18 protein-coding genes are annotated in these 15,087 nt (G+C 64.5%); 12 read left to right on the top strand and 6 right to left on the bottom strand.

The annotated features are described in order from the left end of the window. Positions 1-1,521, bottom strand: coding sequence for a replicative DNA helicase (locus tag ACRANW_RS00170; RefSeq protein ID WP_479432577.1), 1,521 nt, complete (start codon positions 1,519-1,521; stop codon positions 1-3). Positions 1,522-1,655: 134 nt separating this feature from the next. Between ACRANW_RS00170 and ACRANW_RS00165 the strand changes: the two genes are divergently transcribed. Genes ACRANW_RS00165 through ACRANW_RS00155 form a run of 3 tightly spaced genes read left to right on the top strand, consistent with a single transcriptional unit; the run spans position 1,656 to position 3,386 of the window. After that, entirely contained in the window at positions 1,656-2,189 is a 534-nt protein-coding gene (locus ACRANW_RS00165) for a UPF0262 family protein (RefSeq protein WP_479432576.1), read from the top strand. 22 nt (positions 2,190-2,211) lie between these two features. After that, complete coding sequence (locus ACRANW_RS00160; protein ID WP_479432575.1) at positions 2,212-2,964, top strand: glycoside hydrolase family 25 protein; 753 nt, start codon at positions 2,212-2,214, stop codon at positions 2,962-2,964. Then, positions 2,961-3,386, top strand: coding sequence for a cytidine deaminase (locus ACRANW_RS00155; protein WP_479432574.1), 426 nt, complete (start codon positions 2,961-2,963; stop codon positions 3,384-3,386). The genes ACRANW_RS00160 and ACRANW_RS00155 overlap by 4 nt, the downstream gene beginning before the upstream one ends. Here the strand turns inward: ACRANW_RS00155 and ACRANW_RS00150 are convergent. Together ACRANW_RS00150 and ACRANW_RS00145 are read right to left on the bottom strand one after the other, a co-directional pair. Next, positions 3,383-4,522, bottom strand: a complete 1,140-nt coding sequence (locus ACRANW_RS00150) for a M14 family metallopeptidase (RefSeq protein WP_479432573.1) — start codon at positions 4,520-4,522, stop codon at positions 3,383-3,385. The genes ACRANW_RS00155 and ACRANW_RS00150 overlap by 4 nt on opposite strands. Beyond that, on the bottom strand, positions 4,519-5,154 hold the full coding sequence (locus ACRANW_RS00145) for a hypothetical protein (RefSeq protein ID WP_479432572.1): 636 nt from the start codon (positions 5,152-5,154) through the stop codon (positions 4,519-4,521). The genes ACRANW_RS00150 and ACRANW_RS00145 overlap by 4 nt, the downstream gene beginning before the upstream one ends. Positions 5,155-5,273: 119 nt before the next feature. Between ACRANW_RS00145 and galE the strand changes: the two genes are divergently transcribed. The 3 genes from galE (at position 5,274) to ACRANW_RS00130 (ending at position 7,219) form a co-directional block, all read left to right on the top strand. Next, positions 5,274-6,284, top strand: coding sequence for a UDP-glucose 4-epimerase GalE (gene galE / locus ACRANW_RS00140; RefSeq protein WP_479432571.1), 1,011 nt, complete (start codon positions 5,274-5,276; stop codon positions 6,282-6,284). Between the two features lie 114 nt (positions 6,285-6,398). Continuing rightward, complete coding sequence (gene ykgO, locus ACRANW_RS00135) at positions 6,399-6,524, top strand: type B 50S ribosomal protein L36 (RefSeq protein ID WP_017666014.1); 126 nt, start codon at positions 6,399-6,401, stop codon at positions 6,522-6,524. A gap of 92 nt (positions 6,525-6,616) precedes the next feature. Further along, positions 6,617-7,219 carry an HAD-IA family hydrolase gene (locus ACRANW_RS00130; protein WP_479432570.1) on the top strand — a complete coding sequence of 201 codons (603 nt, stop codon included), beginning with the start codon at positions 6,617-6,619 and terminating at the stop codon, positions 7,217-7,219. 143 nt (positions 7,220-7,362) lie between these two features. Here ACRANW_RS00130 and ACRANW_RS00125 read toward each other — a convergent pair whose 3' ends face one another. Further along, positions 7,363-7,707 carry a DUF8200 family protein gene (locus ACRANW_RS00125; protein ID WP_479432569.1) on the bottom strand — a complete coding sequence of 115 codons (345 nt, stop codon included), beginning with the start codon at positions 7,705-7,707 and terminating at the stop codon, positions 7,363-7,365. A gap of 205 nt (positions 7,708-7,912) precedes the next feature. On the opposite strand from ACRANW_RS00125, the gene ACRANW_RS00120 reads away from it, so the two are divergent. Both ACRANW_RS00120 and recQ read left to right on the top strand, forming a co-directional pair. Further along, on the top strand, positions 7,913-8,479 hold the full coding sequence (locus tag ACRANW_RS00120) for a winged helix-turn-helix transcriptional regulator (RefSeq protein ID WP_479432568.1): 567 nt from the start codon (positions 7,913-7,915) through the stop codon (positions 8,477-8,479). A 93-nt stretch (positions 8,480-8,572) separates the two neighbouring features. Then, positions 8,573-10,366 carry a DNA helicase RecQ gene (recQ, locus tag ACRANW_RS00115; protein ID WP_479432567.1) on the top strand — a complete coding sequence of 598 codons (1,794 nt, stop codon included), beginning with the start codon at positions 8,573-8,575 and terminating at the stop codon, positions 10,364-10,366. On the opposite strand, the gene ACRANW_RS00110 is transcribed toward recQ, so the two are convergent. Together ACRANW_RS00110 and ACRANW_RS00105 are read right to left on the bottom strand one after the other, a co-directional pair. Then, positions 10,363-11,229, bottom strand: coding sequence for a hypothetical protein (locus tag ACRANW_RS00110; protein WP_479432566.1), 867 nt, complete (start codon positions 11,227-11,229; stop codon positions 10,363-10,365). The genes recQ and ACRANW_RS00110 overlap by 4 nt on opposite strands. Positions 11,230-11,301: 72 nt before the next feature. Then, complete coding sequence (locus ACRANW_RS00105; protein WP_479432565.1) at positions 11,302-12,792, bottom strand: YifB family Mg chelatase-like AAA ATPase; 1,491 nt, start codon at positions 12,790-12,792, stop codon at positions 11,302-11,304. 189 nt (positions 12,793-12,981) lie between these two features. Between ACRANW_RS00105 and ACRANW_RS00100 the strand changes: the two genes are divergently transcribed. The 4 genes from ACRANW_RS00100 to yidD all read left to right on the top strand — a co-directional run bounded on the left by ACRANW_RS00100 (position 12,982) and on the right by yidD (position 15,042). Beyond that, entirely contained in the window at positions 12,982-14,034 is a 1,053-nt protein-coding gene (locus ACRANW_RS00100) for a hypothetical protein (protein WP_479432564.1), read from the top strand. 93 nt (positions 14,035-14,127) lie between these two features. Further along, positions 14,128-14,262: a 50S ribosomal protein L34 gene (gene rpmH / locus ACRANW_RS00095; protein WP_036801591.1), complete on the top strand. Its 135-nt coding sequence runs from the start codon at positions 14,128-14,130 to the stop codon at positions 14,260-14,262. A 160-nt stretch (positions 14,263-14,422) separates the two neighbouring features. Next, the gene (rnpA, locus tag ACRANW_RS00090) at positions 14,423-14,836 is read left to right on the top strand and encodes a ribonuclease P protein component (RefSeq protein WP_479432563.1); all 414 of its coding nucleotides are present in this window, start codon (positions 14,423-14,425) and stop codon (positions 14,834-14,836) included. Next, a complete protein-coding gene (yidD, locus tag ACRANW_RS00085) occupies positions 14,833-15,042 on the top strand; it encodes a membrane protein insertion efficiency factor YidD (protein WP_479432562.1) in 210 nt (69 codons plus the stop codon). The genes rnpA and yidD overlap by 4 nt, the downstream gene beginning before the upstream one ends. The last annotated feature ends 45 nt before the right edge of the window (positions 15,043-15,087 follow it).

Here is a 15,087-nt window from a genome sequence, read left to right as displayed (position 1 = left end):
CTATTCGTACCCGTAATCCGAATAATCCTTGTAGGCCGGCGAGGTGAACTTAGTGATGTCGCTCTGGAAGTGAAGCGGCACATTGCCGGTTGAGCCGTGGCGCTGTTTCGCAACGATCAGCGTGGCGCGGCCCTGAAGCCCTTCGAACTTTTCCTCCCACGCGCGATATTTCTCCTGCGCGTCAGGCGCGCTGCCCGCATCGGGCGTGTCGGGCTTGACCAGCAGGTGATAATAATCGCCCCGGAAGATGAACCACACCATGTCGGCGTCCTGCTCGATCGAGCCGGATTCGCGCAGGTCGGACAGCATCGGGCGCTTGTCCTCGCGTTGCTCGACGGCGCGGGACAGCTGCGAGAGCGCGATCACCGGCACCTGCAGTTCCTTGGCCAGCGTTTTCAGACCCCGGCTGATTTCCGAGATTTCGTTCACCCGGTTATCATTGGCGCGGCCCGAGCCTTGCAGCAGTTGCAGGTAATCGACGATGATCAGGCCGATGTCATGGCGCCGCTTCATCCGCCGCGCGCGGGTCCGCAGGGATCCGATGGTGAGGGCGGGCGTATCGTCGATATACAGTGGCAATTCGGCCAGACGCTGGCTGGCATAGGACAGCTTCTGGAAATCCTCGCGGCTCAGCTTACCGCTGCGCAACGCTTCGGACGAAATCTCGGCCTGCTCGGCCAGGATACGGGTGGCCAGCTGATCGGCGCTCATTTCGAGGCTGAAAAAGGCGACCGGCGCGCCGTAGTTGAACTCGCCCCCGTCGCGCTGCCATTCGAGATGTTTTTCCGCGCAATTGAAAGCAATGTTGGTCGCAAGCGAGGTCTTGCCCATGCCCGGGCGACCGGCAAGGATGATGAGGTCGGAAGGGTGCAGGCCCGCGGTTTTCTGGTCGATATTGGCAAGGCCGGTTGTCTTGCCGGACAAGCCGCCGCCTGATTGCATCGCCGCCTCAGCCAGTTTGATCGCGTGCATCGCGGCTTCGCGGAAGGTGGAGGCTTCACGGCCCGTCGCCGCGCCTTCGGCCACGCGGAACAGATCGGCCTCGGCCTGTGCGATGCGATCCAGTGGCGAGGTGTCTTCCGAGGTATCGAGCGCACCTTCCACCAGCCCGCGCCCGACGCTCACCAATTCGCGCAGCAAGGCGAGGTCATAAATTTGCTGTGCCAGTTCACGCGGGGCCAGCAGGCCTGCGCCGCTGGCGGTCAACTGCGCCAGATAGCTGGTGCCGCCCAGTTCCTTCAGCGCCTCGTCCGCCTCGAAATAGGGGCGCAGCGTGACGGGTGAGGCAGTGGCGTTGCGTTCCAGCAACGCCAGCACGCGGGTGTAAATGCGATCGTGCAGGCCTTCGAAGAAATGGTCGGCGCGAATCGGCACCTGCAATTCTTCCAGAACCCGGTTGTCGATCAGCACCGCGCCCAGAAACGCCGCCTCAGCTTCGAGATTATAGGGCAGCTTGCGCGTTACGACGTCGGCATCGGCGCCAGACGCTTTGATCGGGGTCACTTTTTCGGGTTCGGGCATCGCGCCAAATGGCCGCGAGTGGCGGTCTTGCGCAAGAGCGATCGCCGCCAATATTTATTTATGACGCTGTGGATAGTGGGGAGAGCGTGTCGAAGTGCTTGAAGTCCCGCCCCCCGATCTGCGAAGGCAGGAAAATGGCCGACCCGCCGCCCGATTCCCTGCCCCTTTCGCCTGCGCCCGGTGCCGCGGGATCGCATCGCATTGCCCAGGTCACGCTTGATGAAGCGACGATCCTGTGGCGCAACGCCGATGTCGAACAGGAACGCCGCGTTGCGATCTATGATCTGATCGAGGAAAACAGCTTCAAGCCGTTACGTTCGGCCGAGCGCGGAAACAGTGGGCCTTACCATCTGCATCTGTCTGTCACGGATGGCCGGCTGGGGATGGACATCCGCGATACCGGCGACGTGTTGCTGGAAACGCTGCTGATCGGCATGGCCCGCTTCCGCCGCCCCATCCGCGAATATTTCGCGATCTGCGATTCCTATTATCAGGCGATCCGCAAGGCCACCCCGAACGAAATCGAAACGATCGACATGGCCCGGCGCGGGATCCACAACAATGCGGCCGAATTGCTGCTGGAACGGCTGGACGGCAAGGTCGAGACTGATTTTGCCACGGCCCGGCGCCTGTTCACGCTGATCTGCGTGCTGCACATCAAGGGCTAAGGCGGGGGCGACGGAGGGCAACATGGTGGCATCGCGCGCAAAGGGCGCCAAGCGCCCGCGCACGGCTGCAGGCAAGCGCACGCGCAGCCGTGGCGCGCGTCGGCGGCGCTGGCTGCTGCGGCTGACGGCGCTTGCGGTGCTGGTCGGCATCATCTTTGCGGCATGGTTGTGGTGGGACATGCGCAGTTGGCGGCCTGACGAGTCGCGATACCCTGAGCAAGGTGCGATGGTGCCGGTGAGCGCAGGCGCGGTGGGTTTTGCTACGTTGAAAGCTGTGGGTGCGCAGTTCGTCTATTTGCCGCTGGCGACCGCTTCGCCTGCGGGCTTTGCCGAACGCTTTGCTCGCGCGCGTCAGGCCGATCTACAAGTGGGCGTGGTGCTCGATTTCGATCCGTGCCTAGGGGCTGACACGCAGAGCGGGATGTTTGCTCAGATGGTGCCGCGCGATGCCGATCTGCTGCCGCCCGCAATCAGTCTGACCCGGCTTGCCGATAGCTGCATCCCCACGGTCAGCGATGCGTCGGTTGAAAGCGAGTTGATGACTCTGATCAACCAGATCGAAACCCACGCTGGCCGGCCCGCAATTCTCAAGCTCGGGGCCGGTTTTCAGGACCGCCACAAAACAGCCCATACGATGGCACGCGATTTGTGGCTGGCCCGCGACCGGGCGCGGCCCGACTATGCAGGTCGCCCGTGGCTGCTATGGACGGCCAATTCCGCTTTGGTGACGGAAGCGGCGGAGGAACCAGTTGAATGGGTTGTGGTGCAAAAATGACCCCGGACGATGCGCAGGAACGCCGCCTGATTGCTGCTGCCTTTGCTGCGGCCGAGCACGCCTATGCGCCCTATTCCGATTACCCCGTGGGCGCGGCGCTGCTGTTTGATGACGGCGCAGTGATCACCGGCTGCAATGTCGAAAACGCGAGCTATGGTCTCGCCCTGTGTGCTGAGACGGTGGCGGTCGCCAAGGCCTTTGAAGCCGGGCGCCGTGGCGGGCTGGTGGCGGTCGCCGTGGTCGGGTTGAAGGCGGACCGCGAACCGATCACGCCGTGTGGTCGCTGCCGTCAGGTCCTGAACGAAGTCGCAGCATTGGGCGGCACCGATCCGCTGGTCTTATGCGTCAGCAAGGACGATGTGCGGCGTGTGACGCTATCGGCCTTGCTCCCGCACGCCTTTGGCCCTGCGCACCTGGGCTAAGCGTCCCGCGTTTCCAGCCATTCCACTAGCGCTGCCAAGCATTCGCGGCCCAGCATCTTGCAGCGTTCGGGCGACCAACCTTGTTCAGGCTCGGGAAAATCAGCGAGATCCTTGTACGGCATTTCCAGCGTCATCGCGACAGCGCCGAAACGTTCGGCCAGCTGGTTGGTGCTCATCGCAAGGTTTGCGCGCCCCGGTGAGGCTTTGGGATAGCCCAGCTTGGTCTGAAAATCGGGCGTGCGCCGGTCAAGGATGCCCTGATAGCGATCATAGCCTGCGCCCTGCTTTTCGGTCCAAGACGGAATGCCGTGAAAGCCCGCAATGAACACTGCCGGGATCGCTTCGTCAGCGTGGACATCCATCGCGAAGTCGACACCGGTCTGGTCCATGCGATTGCGGATTGCCAGCACTTCGGGCGACCGATCACGCGTCGGTTCAGCCCATTCGCGGTTGAGGTTGGTGCCGACGGCATTGGTTCGCAAGTGGCCCCTGCGCGAACCATCGGGGTTGCAGTTAGGAACGATGTGCAAACGGCAGTGCTTGCGTAGCGCGCGGGCGACCGGGTCGGCAGGATCGGTGAGGCAGGCAAGCGCGCCTTCCATCCACCATTCAGCCTGGCTTTCGCCGGGATGCTGGCGGGCATAAAGCCACACCTGCGTCGCGCCGTCGCCCATTTCGAGACAATCAATCGGCTGGCCATCAATCGTGGTGCCAAGCCTGACGTAATCGACGCCTTCGCACGTGGCAGCTTCCGCAATCAGATCATGGTGGCGTTCCATCGAATAGGGCGCGAAATAGGCGCACCAGAACACGCCGGTGGCCGGAAGATGGCGAATCGTCAGCGTGCCGCCATCCTCGTCCTTGTCGAAGCTTGAAGCCGCACGGCCCCAATAGGCGCGGTCTTCCGAGACGCAGGCGTCGTAGTCGGGCCAGCCACCCGGATAGGCGCTGGCATTCAGTCCGGTGATCTTGAGAACAACCTCTTCGCCAGCGGGGGCCGCGACGCGAAAGTGGAACCACTGGAAGAATTCGGAAGCCGTGTCGCGCCGGATTGCAAGGCGCGCGGTCCGCCCCTCAATCCCCAGCACATCGATATTCCCGCTGTCGAACTCGGCATCGATATAAAGAGAAGTCATTGGTCCGCCTGTAGATTTTTCACATTGATCGTCACGGTTTCGCCATTGCCACCGGGGAAGTCCTGGAACAACCCGGCAGCGAGCGTGCGGGCGCTGGCGTCAACCTGTGAATAGGGCGACTTGACCCCAGTTGCGAGCTGCGCGCGGCCTTCCCACAAAGTCGCACCGCCGGCTTGCGCAATGCGAACGGAAAGCTCCGTGACGGCGTTAGCCTGTTCGCGTCCGCCGCCCAGATTGATGCCGACCCCCGCGCCAAGGCCCGATCCGAAGCCGCCGGTCTGCCCGCCTACGCCAACACTGACCGGGCCACCACTGCGCACAGGTGCTGCGGCAATCGGAGCGCGGCTGGTGCGGATCGTGGCGGTCTGCCCGGCCTGCGCGCCTGCGGGCACGACTGTGTAGCCAAGCGCGGCGAGTTCACTGCCGACAGCCGCGGCAAAGGCCCGGCGTGCGCTTTCGTTGCTGATTTCGTCGGGGAAAGCGAGCGCGATGGTGCCTTGGCCCAGCCCGGCGGGGCTATCCGCCACGAACCGCGTGACTTCGACGGGGCCGGTGTAAGGCGACGTCGCACAGGCCGACAACGCTAGAGCAGTGGCGGCGGCGAGGGGAGCAAGCAGGCGGGGAGGCAGCATGGCACAGGTTCCTTTTGTGGAAGACCCAATATAGGGTGCGTCGCGCGATGTGCACAGACCCATGGGTATGTGATCCATGTTGAGAAATTGGAAATGGATGACGGGGTAGGGCGCAGCACATGACAACTTCTGGCAAACCCCCCGTACTCGTGACCGGCGGCGCGGGCTATATCGGCAGTCACGCCGTGCTGGCCTTGCGCGACGCAGGCTGGCCTGTCGCCGTGATTGACAATCTGACGACGGGATTTCGGTTCGCGATCCCCGATGGCGTGCCGCTTTACGAAGGCGACATTGCCGATGCGGCGTTGCTGGCGCGGATATTTGCAGAACAGAAAACGCGCGGCGTTATGCATTTCGCAGGCTCAATCGTGGTGCCTGAAAGCGTGGCCGACCCGCTTAAATATTACCACAACAACACCGCCAAAAGCCGTGCGCTGATTGCAGCGGCGGTCGCCGCTGGCGTGCCGCACTTCATCTTTTCCTCCACGGCCGCGACCTATGGCATTCCCGATGTCGCCGCGGTTGACGAAGATACGCCGCAGCGCCCGATCAATCCTTACGGCTGGTCCAAACTGATGACCGAGCAGATGCTGGCCGATGTCGCGGCGGCCCACCCGCTGAACTATGGCGTTTTGCGCTATTTCAATGTGGCGGGCGCCGACCCGCAGGCGCGCAGCGGGCAATCGACTGACGGCGCAACACATCTCATCAAGGTGGCGATCGAAGCAGCGCTGGGCCTGCGCGAATCGGTCAGTGTCTTTGGCACCGATTATGCGACGCCCGACGGGACCGGTGTGCGCGATTATATCCACGTCAGCGATCTGGCGGCGGCCCACGTGCAGACGCTTGAGGCGCTGATGGCGGAGCCGGCGCGCTCGTTGACCATGAATTGCGGCTACGGGCGAGGCTTCTCCGTGCAGGAGGTGCTCGACGCGGTCGACCAGGTGACAAATCACAAGCTCGATCGCCGGATCGAAGGGCGCCGGGCGGGTGATCCCGATTCGCTGATTGCGAACCCCGCGCGGCTGAAACAGACGGTGGGATGGCAGCCGCAGCACGCGCAGCTCGACACGATCATCGCCCATGCGCTGGCGTGGGAGCGAAAACTGGCGGATTTGCGCAAGGCCTGACCCCTGGTGCCGTGCAAGCGCATTGACGCACGCAATGGCCGCCGCTAACGGCCGTGTTCGACTATTCGCGCGTCGGGCTCGATCCGGCGCGTTTTCATTTGAAAGCTGAGAGCCATGAAGATCGTCAACAGCCTCAAGTCGCTTAAGGGTCGTCACCGCGATAACCGCGTGATCCGTCGTCGCGGCCGCACTTACGTGATCAACAAGACCGATCGTCGCTTCAAGGCCCGCCAGGGCTGATTGGCGCGGCTGCCCGGCATGGGCAGCTGATGGAATTGGCGGCCCGCCTCCTTACCGGAGCGCGGGCCGCACGCATTTGAGGAGCGGGCGCGGTGCAAAAGGCGGTGGTGTTTGATGTGGGCCGGGTGCTGTTTCAATGGCAGCTGGGCGCGCTGTTCGAAAAGCTGATCGACGATCCGGAGGAGCTGGCCTGGTTCTTGGCCAACGTGGTGACCGAGGAATGGCATTATGAACATGACCGGGGCCGTGCGCTGGCGGACATGGTGCCGGAACGGATCGCGCAGTTCCCCGCTTATGAATCGCACATCCGCGCCTATCAGTCGCGGTTCAACGAAACCGTGCCAGGGCCGATCGAAGGTTCCCACGCGATCGTGGAGCGGTTGGCGGGTGTGGGCGTGCCGCTGTTCTGCCTGACCAATTTCGGTGACGAGTTCTGGCAGGGCTTCCGCCCGACCCAGCCGATCTTCGATCACTTTGCAGATATTATCGTCTCAGGCGTCGAAAAAGTGGCGAAGCCTGACGCGCGGATCTACGAAATCGTCGAGCAGCGCAGCGGGCGCTCCGGCGCCAGTCTGTTTTTCACCGATGACAACCCCGCCAACATCGACGCTGCGCGCGCACGCGGGTGGGAAGCGCATCTTTTTATCGACGCGCCCAGCCTTGAAGCGCAGCTGCGCGCCGCCGGGCTGCTTTAAGGCTTTCGCCTTCGCCAAGGCGCTCTGCCCAAACCAAAACCCCCGGTCGCGCGCTGTGGGAACAGCGCGCGCCGGGGGCCATGGAGCTCTGTCACGGCTGGAGAGGGTAGCCGCACAGAGAGGGACATCGTCTCAGCCCGGGATCAGCCGTTGCACTTGGCCAGTTCTTCGGCAGCCATGTCCTGGCCATCGACCTTGAAGGTCGTGATTTCCCCGAACTTGCGGTTCAGGCCGCGGCACACGCGCAGCGGACGCGCAGTGGTCTTGTTGGCGACGCAGGTTGCGTCCTTGCAGGCCCATGCCACGCCGTCAGCGACGGCGCGGTTTTCGCTGGCCGGGGCCGAGAGCATCGCGGTGTAGTAAGGTGCGCCAGCCGCATTCGCGGGCGCGGCGCCACTGGCGACGCCAAAGCTGAGGCCCGTGTAGACCAGCGCCGATGCGAGAATCGCGAGCTTACCAGTGCGGGGAATCGAGAGGGTGTTGATCATGGGGGTTGTCCTTGCGTTTCGTTATTGGGGCCGTGGCCCTGTGGTCTCACTCACGACATTTTGCAATGCAACATTTCGATTCGAAACCGGTTGCTAATCGCCACCTACCTAACTAGGTTGTGACTTGCAACTCGAAATGGAAATTTTTTGTGAGGCCGTCAAAAAGCGGCTACACAAGCCTCCGACGGGGAAGGGACCACGGCACATGGGTGAACTGAGAGAACCGCTGCGCGAGCTGATCGAATGCGGCTTGCCGCAGGCGCTGGAGGTGATGGGCGAACGCTGGTCGTTCATGATCCTGCGCGCCAGCTTCAATGGTCTCAAGCACTTCGAAGAATTCCTGAGCGAGCTGGGAATTGCCCGCAACATCCTGTCCAACCGCCTCGCCAAGCTGGTCGAGCATGGCATTCTGAAGCGTGAACCCTGCGCCGATGATCGCCGCAAGATCGAATATCGTCTGACGGAAAAGGGCTTTGATCTGCTCCCCGCAATGCTGGCGCTGCGCCAGTGGGGCCAGAAATACGGCAGCGAAACCGTGGTGGAAGACCCGGTGCTGGTCGATGAGCTGGACCGTTTGCCGATCGGCCCCGTTTCGATCCTCGCGCATGATGGCCGCATTCTGGGCCACCAGGATTTGTTGCTGATACGCCCGAAGAACCTCGGCCAGCGCGCCGATGGCACCATCGCAACCCCCGGCGCGGCGCTGGGCGTCAGCCTGAGCAGGGGCGATGTGATCGATCTTTCCGCCATGAAGACAGCGGCAGCGCGATAAACGCCTGCCCTGTTTTTTGGGCGCCCGTTTTTCCGTCGATAGCGCACGTGCCGCAGGTGCATTGCGTCCGCGCCTTAGGCTAGGGCAGCGGCCATGAGTGTGGTCGCCCCTCCCCAATGCCATGATGTCCTTCGCCGCACCTTCGGCTTTCCCGCGTTTCGCGGACAACAGGAAGCTGTGATTGGCCGGGTGATGGCAGGCGCCCATACGCTTGCGCTTATGCCGACAGGGGCGGGCAAAAGCCTGTGTTATCAGGTGCCGGCCCTGGCCCGTGAAGGCACGGCGATTGTCGTTTCCCCGCTGATTGCGCTGATGCACGACCAGATCCGCTCCGCCAGTGCAGCGGGCATCCGTGCGGCCTCGATGACATCGGCTGATAGCGACAACGCCGCTACCGCCGAGGCGTTTCGGCAGGGCGCGCTCGATCTGCTCTATGTCGCGCCCGAACGCGCCGCGACGCCCGGATTTCAGGCGCTGCTTGAACGGGCGCAGATATCGCTGTTTGCCATCGACGAGGCGCATTGCGTGTCCGAATGGGGCCATGATTTCCGGCCCGATTATCGCGGTCTGCGGCCCATGCTGGATCGCTTTGCCGATGTCCCGCGCCTCGCGCTCACCGCCACCGCCGATCAGGCGACGCGGGCCGACATTCTGCGCCAGCTTGGCATTCCAGATGAAGGCCTGATCGTGGCCGGGTTTGACCGGCCCAATATCCGCTACGCGATTACGCCGCGTGACAATGGCGTACGCCAGATCAACGATGTGCTGGCGCGGCTGGACGGGGCGGGGATCGTCTACGCGCCAAGCCGCAAGGCGACCGAGGATATCGCCGCCCAGATCACCCGCACCGGGCGTGAGGCCGCGTTCTATCACGCCGGGCTTGATCCGGAACGGCGCCAGGCGGTGCAGGCGCAGTTCGTTGCGTCCGAAAGCATGGTGATGGTCGCCACGATCGCCTTTGGCATGGGGATCGACAAACCTGACGTGCGCTTCGTGATCCACGCGGGCCTGCCCAAATCGATCGAGGCCTATTATCAGGAAACCGGCCGTGCGGGCCGCGATGGCGATCCGGCCGAGGCCCATCTGTTCTGGGGTGTGAGCGACTTTGCCCGCGCGCGCCAATGGCTCGGCGATGTCGAGCCCGAACGGCTGGCGGGCGAACAGGCGCGGCTCAACACGCTGGCGCAGCTGGTCGAAGCGCCTGATTGCCGCCGCGCGATCCTGCTCAGGCATTTCGGCGAGCATCCGCCGGCGCGCTGCGGCAACTGCGACAATTGCGACAATCCGCCCCAAGTGCTCGATGCGAGCGAGCTGGCCCGCAAGCTGCTGTCGGCTGTGTACCGCACTGGGCAGAGCTTTGGCATCGGCCATATCGAAAAAGTGCTGACCGGGCAGAGCGACGATCGGATTACCACGCGTGGGCATGATCAGCTTTCCGTGTTTGGCATTGTCGGATCGGGCGAGGCGGCCTTGCTGCGCCCGTTGACCCGCACGCTGGTCGCGCGCGGTATGTTGGCGGCAACCGAACATGGCGGGCTGATGCTGGGGCCGGACGCGCGTGCCGTGTTGAAGGGGGAGGCTGGGGTGAGCATCGCCGAGCCGCCCGTGCGTGCGCGCCGCGCCCGCCGTTCGCGCAGCGGCAATGATGCGCCCAACCCGGTCGGCAGCCCGCTGTTTGAAGCCTTGCGGGCAAAGCGCAAGGCGCTCGCCAGCGAACACGGCATCCCGGCCTATGTGATTTTCCATGATTCGGTGCTGCGTGACATGGCCAATCAGTGCCCTGAAACGCTTGGCGAACTGGGTGCCATCGCCGGAGTGGGCGCCAAGAAGCTCGAAACCTGGGGCCCGGATTTCATCGCGGTGGTGCGCGATCACTTAAGCGGTTAGCGCAGGGCATTCCTGATCGAATAGTCGATCCGGATGCGCACCCAACTTCCGAACTGTTCGCGCCCGCCGATTCGGGCGGGGCGCACGCGAAATTGCCAGGATGCGGCGAGCACGGCGCGCCCCATCATCGACCCTTGCGGTCCCTCGCTCAACAGCTGGCAATCTTCGACATAGTAATCCGCCACGGTCTTGCAGGCGATCAGCGCATAGCCGGGACCATTGGCCGTCGAAAGATAGCCGCTGAGTTCCTGATCGGTTGGCTCGCGGTACCAGCGCGCGGCATAGAGCGGTTCGCCATTGGGCGCGGTGCCAACCTGCTCGCTATCGCCAGCGGTGCGCGGATTGCCCGTGTCGGCCGGCCCCATGGTGCGCCCTGGCCGAATGCGCGCGCCAATCTTGGGCGGCGTGCTGGCCTGCGGCTGGGGTTGCGCCTGGGGCTGGGGCTGGGGCTGAGACTGGGGCTGCGGCTGAGACTGGGGCTGCTGTCGCGCAGGCTCAGGCGCGGGGCTGGGATTGATCGTCAGCGGTGAGGGGCGCACAGGCTCTTCGGCGGGCGCGGTCGTCGGTGGTGTCGGGGTTGGCGGTGTCGGGGTTTGGGGCTGTTCGGGCGCTTCAGGGCTTTCACTGGCCGATTCGGCCTCGTCGGGCTCGGACGGGGCGGCGAACTCGATCGCGGTCATGGTGGTGACGCGTTCGCGCCCATCCTCGTCCCCTGCAAACTGCGTTCCAAGCGTCAGCAGCATCAACAAGATGAGCGCTTCGAGCGCCAGCGCAATGGCAAGGCTGGCCAGCTTGCGCCGCCGCGGCGTGTCGCGCACCGCCTGCCACAGGGCTGCGAGCCCACGCGGCTGCTCTGCCGCCAATACTGAAGGATCGTCCGAAATCGCCAGTGCGCCCTTGATCGGCCGGGAGGGGGAACCGGCCTCTCCGGCTCCTTAACCCGTCATCAGCCGATAGGATAGCGCCTCGGCAATATGAACGCGGCCCGTTGTTTCGGCTCCGGCCAGGTCCGCGATGGTTCGCGCAACGCGAAGCATCCGGGTGTAGCCGCGCGCTGACAGGCGCAGTTTTTCCGCCGCCTGCAACAGCAACTTCCGGCCTGCTTCGTCAGGGGTGGCACACGCCTCCAGCCGCTCGCCCTCAAGTTCGGCGTTGGAGCGCACGCCGCGTACCACCTGCTGCGCGCGTGCAGCGGCGACACGGGCGGCCACCTCGGCGCTGCCTTCGGCGGGCGGGGGCAGGGCCATATCGATCGCGCTGACCGCGCCAACGTGGACATGCAGGTCGATCCGGTCGAGCAGCGGGCCGGACAGCCGCGCCTGATAATCGCCAACGCAGCGGGGATACTTGTTGCAATTGCGCGCCGGATCCCCGGCATAGCCACAGCGGCACGGGTTCATCGCCGCGACCAACTGCACCCGCGCCGGGAAAGTCACATGGGCATTGGCGCGAGCAACATCGACGCGGCCGGTTTCCAGCGGCTGCCGCAGCGAATCGAGCACTGAGCGCTGGAATTCGGGCAGTTCATCAAGGAACAACACGCCCAGATGCGCCAGGCTGACTTCGCCGGGGCGCACTTTCAGCCCGCCGCCGGTCAGCGCCGCCATGCTGGCTGAATGGTGCGGTGCACGGAACGGGCGGGCGCGGCTGATACGCCCGGCCTCCAGCGTCCCGGCGACTGATTGCACCATCGAAACCTCCAGCGCCTCGCCCGGCGTCAGATCAGGCAGGATGCCGGGGAGGCACGAGGCGAGCAGGCTTTTGCCTGATCCGGGCGGCCCGACCATCAGCAGATTGTGCCCGCCCGCCGCCGCGATTTCCAAAGCGCGCTTGGCGGTTTCCTGCCCTCTGACCTGGCGCAGGTCATTGCCGCCCTCGATTTGCGCCACTTCACCACGAGCGGGTTCGGGCAGCATCTGCGAGCCTTTCAGATGCCCCAGCAGGCTGGTCAGATCGCGCGGGGCGAGCACCGGCACGCCGCTGGCCCAGCGGGCTTCCGGCCCTTGTTCGGCCGGGCAGATCAGGCCCGTGCCCGATTCGCTGGCGTGCAGCGCGGCGATCAGCACGCCGGGGCTGGCGACCACCCGGCCATCCAGTGACAATTCGCCCACGGCGATCCAATCGCCCAGCTGCTCGGCATCGGTCACGCCCATCGCCGCCAGCAGCGCGAGCGCGATCGGCAGGTCGTATTGCGATCCGTCCTTGGGCAGATCGGCGGGCGACAAGTTCACCGTGATCCGCTTGGGCGGCAGCGCCAGCCCCATGGCGGAAAGGGCCGATTGCACCCGTTCGCGGCTTTCGCTCACCGCCTTGTCAGGCAGGCCTACGACGGTGAATTTAGGCATCCCGGGCGCAACCTGACACTGCACCTCCACGGCGCGCGCCTCCAGCCCGAGATAGGCAACCGTTCGTACCAGCGCGACCATTTGCTTGCCCCACTACCGCCCCATGTGTGCGTTTGTGCAGGTTTCGCAAGCGCTTGTCGAGCCATTCGCGGCCGCTCGCAGGGTTGATGGAAACCAGCGCCTATCCGTCCCCTCCGCACGAATGCGAAGGATTTTCTAAAGCATAAATCTTTGCAAATTGGGAAAGGCCGCGGGGTCACAACTGCGGGCATGTTCCGTGCCGCCGCCCTCCTGCTTGCCGCCTTTGCGTTGCTGATCCCCGGCGGGGCAGTGTGGGCGCAGCAGGGCGCGCGCGTTGTTGAGCGGGTTAGCTGGGTTGAAGAATGGGATCCGGCCACGCGGCAATGGGTGCGCATCGCGGAGAACCCTGCCGCCATCGCGCCCACTGCCTTCACCTCTTCCGCCACGGTCATCCTGAATCGCGGCGAGGGCGCCATCATTACCGAGACGGTCCACCACGAGCCGACCCGTTTTATCGCGACTCCGCCGCGCCTGCCTGCGCAGCGCACCGGCATTGCCCGCTTCGGCCCGTTCCGCGTGATCGACGGCGCGCGCGCCGCGCTCGTCGCCTCGACCGATGCTGCCAGCCCGCAAGCCTTCGCGCAGATGCTGGCGGCTTATCCGGGTCTGGAAGTGATCGAATTCGCCGATGCGCCCGGCACCAGTCATGATCTGGCAAACCTGCGCCTGGGCCGGGCGATTCGGGCCGCCGGGCTGGCAACCCACGTTCCGACGGGCGGATCGGCGCGGTCTGGGGCGGTTGAGCTGTTTCTTGCTGGCACCCGTCGCACGATGGATGCCGGCGCGCTGTTTGCGGTTCATTCGTGGCGTGACGAAGCCGGGCGAGAGCCTGACGATTTCGCTCCGGATGCGCCGGAAAACCGTCTGTATCTCGATTACTATGCCGAAATGGGTATGAGCGATGCGGAAGCCCGCGCTTTTTATGCGATGACCAATTCAGTGCCGCACGCCGGCGCGCTGTGGCTTGAGGGCGCGCAAATGGCGCGTTGGATCGCGCCCGAGACTGCGCCGCGCACGCCTGCCAGCCGCGCGGTGCCGCAAGGGATTGAGACCGCCGTGCGGGTGGCGCTGGCCCGTGCGGGCCGGGACTGGGCCGATGCGCTGCGTGCGCCATGGCGCCTGCCGCGCGCGCTGCCGGCTGACGTTGCGCTTGCCCCGCGGCTGGCCTACGCCGATGTGAGCGCCGATATGCGGGCCGATTTGGTTCCAGGTTTGCTTGACTCTGTTGCGGCTTTCCCATAACCGCGCCGGTCTGATTTATGGTCGCAGGTGTGTGGCCACGGTGAGCGTGCGGGGATGATCCTGAACCCTTCGCCGGTAGCTTTCGAGGATGATATGAAGCGGACGTTCCAACCCAGCAATCTCGTGCGCGCCCGTCGCCACGGTTTCTTCGCACGCAAGGCGACCCCGGGTGGCCGCAAGGTGCTTCGTGCCCGTCGCAACCGCGGCCGCAAGAAGCTCTGCGCGTAATCCTGGGCGCGCCCGCCTGCGCGGGTGCGATTTCCGTGCTCGTGGGGCGTAAAGGCCCCATTGTTGCGAGCGGCCTGTCGGCCTTGCGGGCTCCCCTTGGGGGCCCGTTGCTGTTTACCGCTTGTGACATCCGGGGCCTGTATGCGCTATCGGCGTCTCCATGATTTCCGCTCTCAGCAAACGTGCCGATTTTCTTCGTGCCAATTCGGGCATCCGCAACGCGCGGGCCGGATTTGTGCTGCTGACCCGGCCCAATGGCGGGCCAGACGGCGGCAAGGGCGTCCGGTTTGGCATCACTGTGACCAAGAAGATCGGCAACGCGGTGGTGCGCAACCGCATGAAGCGGCGCTTTCGCGAATTGCTGCGCGCTTCGCTTCCGACCCAAGGTCTGCCTGATCACGATCATGTGCTGATTGGCCGTGCGGGTGGGGTGGAGCGGGATTTCCATCTGATGGCGGAAGAATTGGCCAAGGCGCTCGAACGGGCGCGTGAGGGCCGGGGCGATCCGTCCGGCGGGCGGCGTCCGCGCAAAGGCAATCGCGGCGCAAGCGGCAAAGGGGCAAAGGGGCGGTGAAGCAGATCCTCATCCTCATCGCGCGCGGTTGGCAGCTTGGCCCGTCGCGGATTCTACCGCTCAGTTGTCGCTATTACCCATCCTGCAGCCAATACGCGATCGAGGCGATCGGAACCTATGGTGCGCTCAAGGGTGGATGGATGGCATTTAAGCGGCTAATGCGCTGCCACCCTTGGGGCGGACACGGGCATGATCCTGTTCCCTGAAGGACAATTTGCGTCGGGGTGGTAACGGGACCGTACTATCCCCAT

Source organism: Erythrobacter sp. 'gip.4 top 5', assembly GCF_056495765.1.
This window is presented reverse-complemented; position numbering and strand designations above follow the sequence as displayed.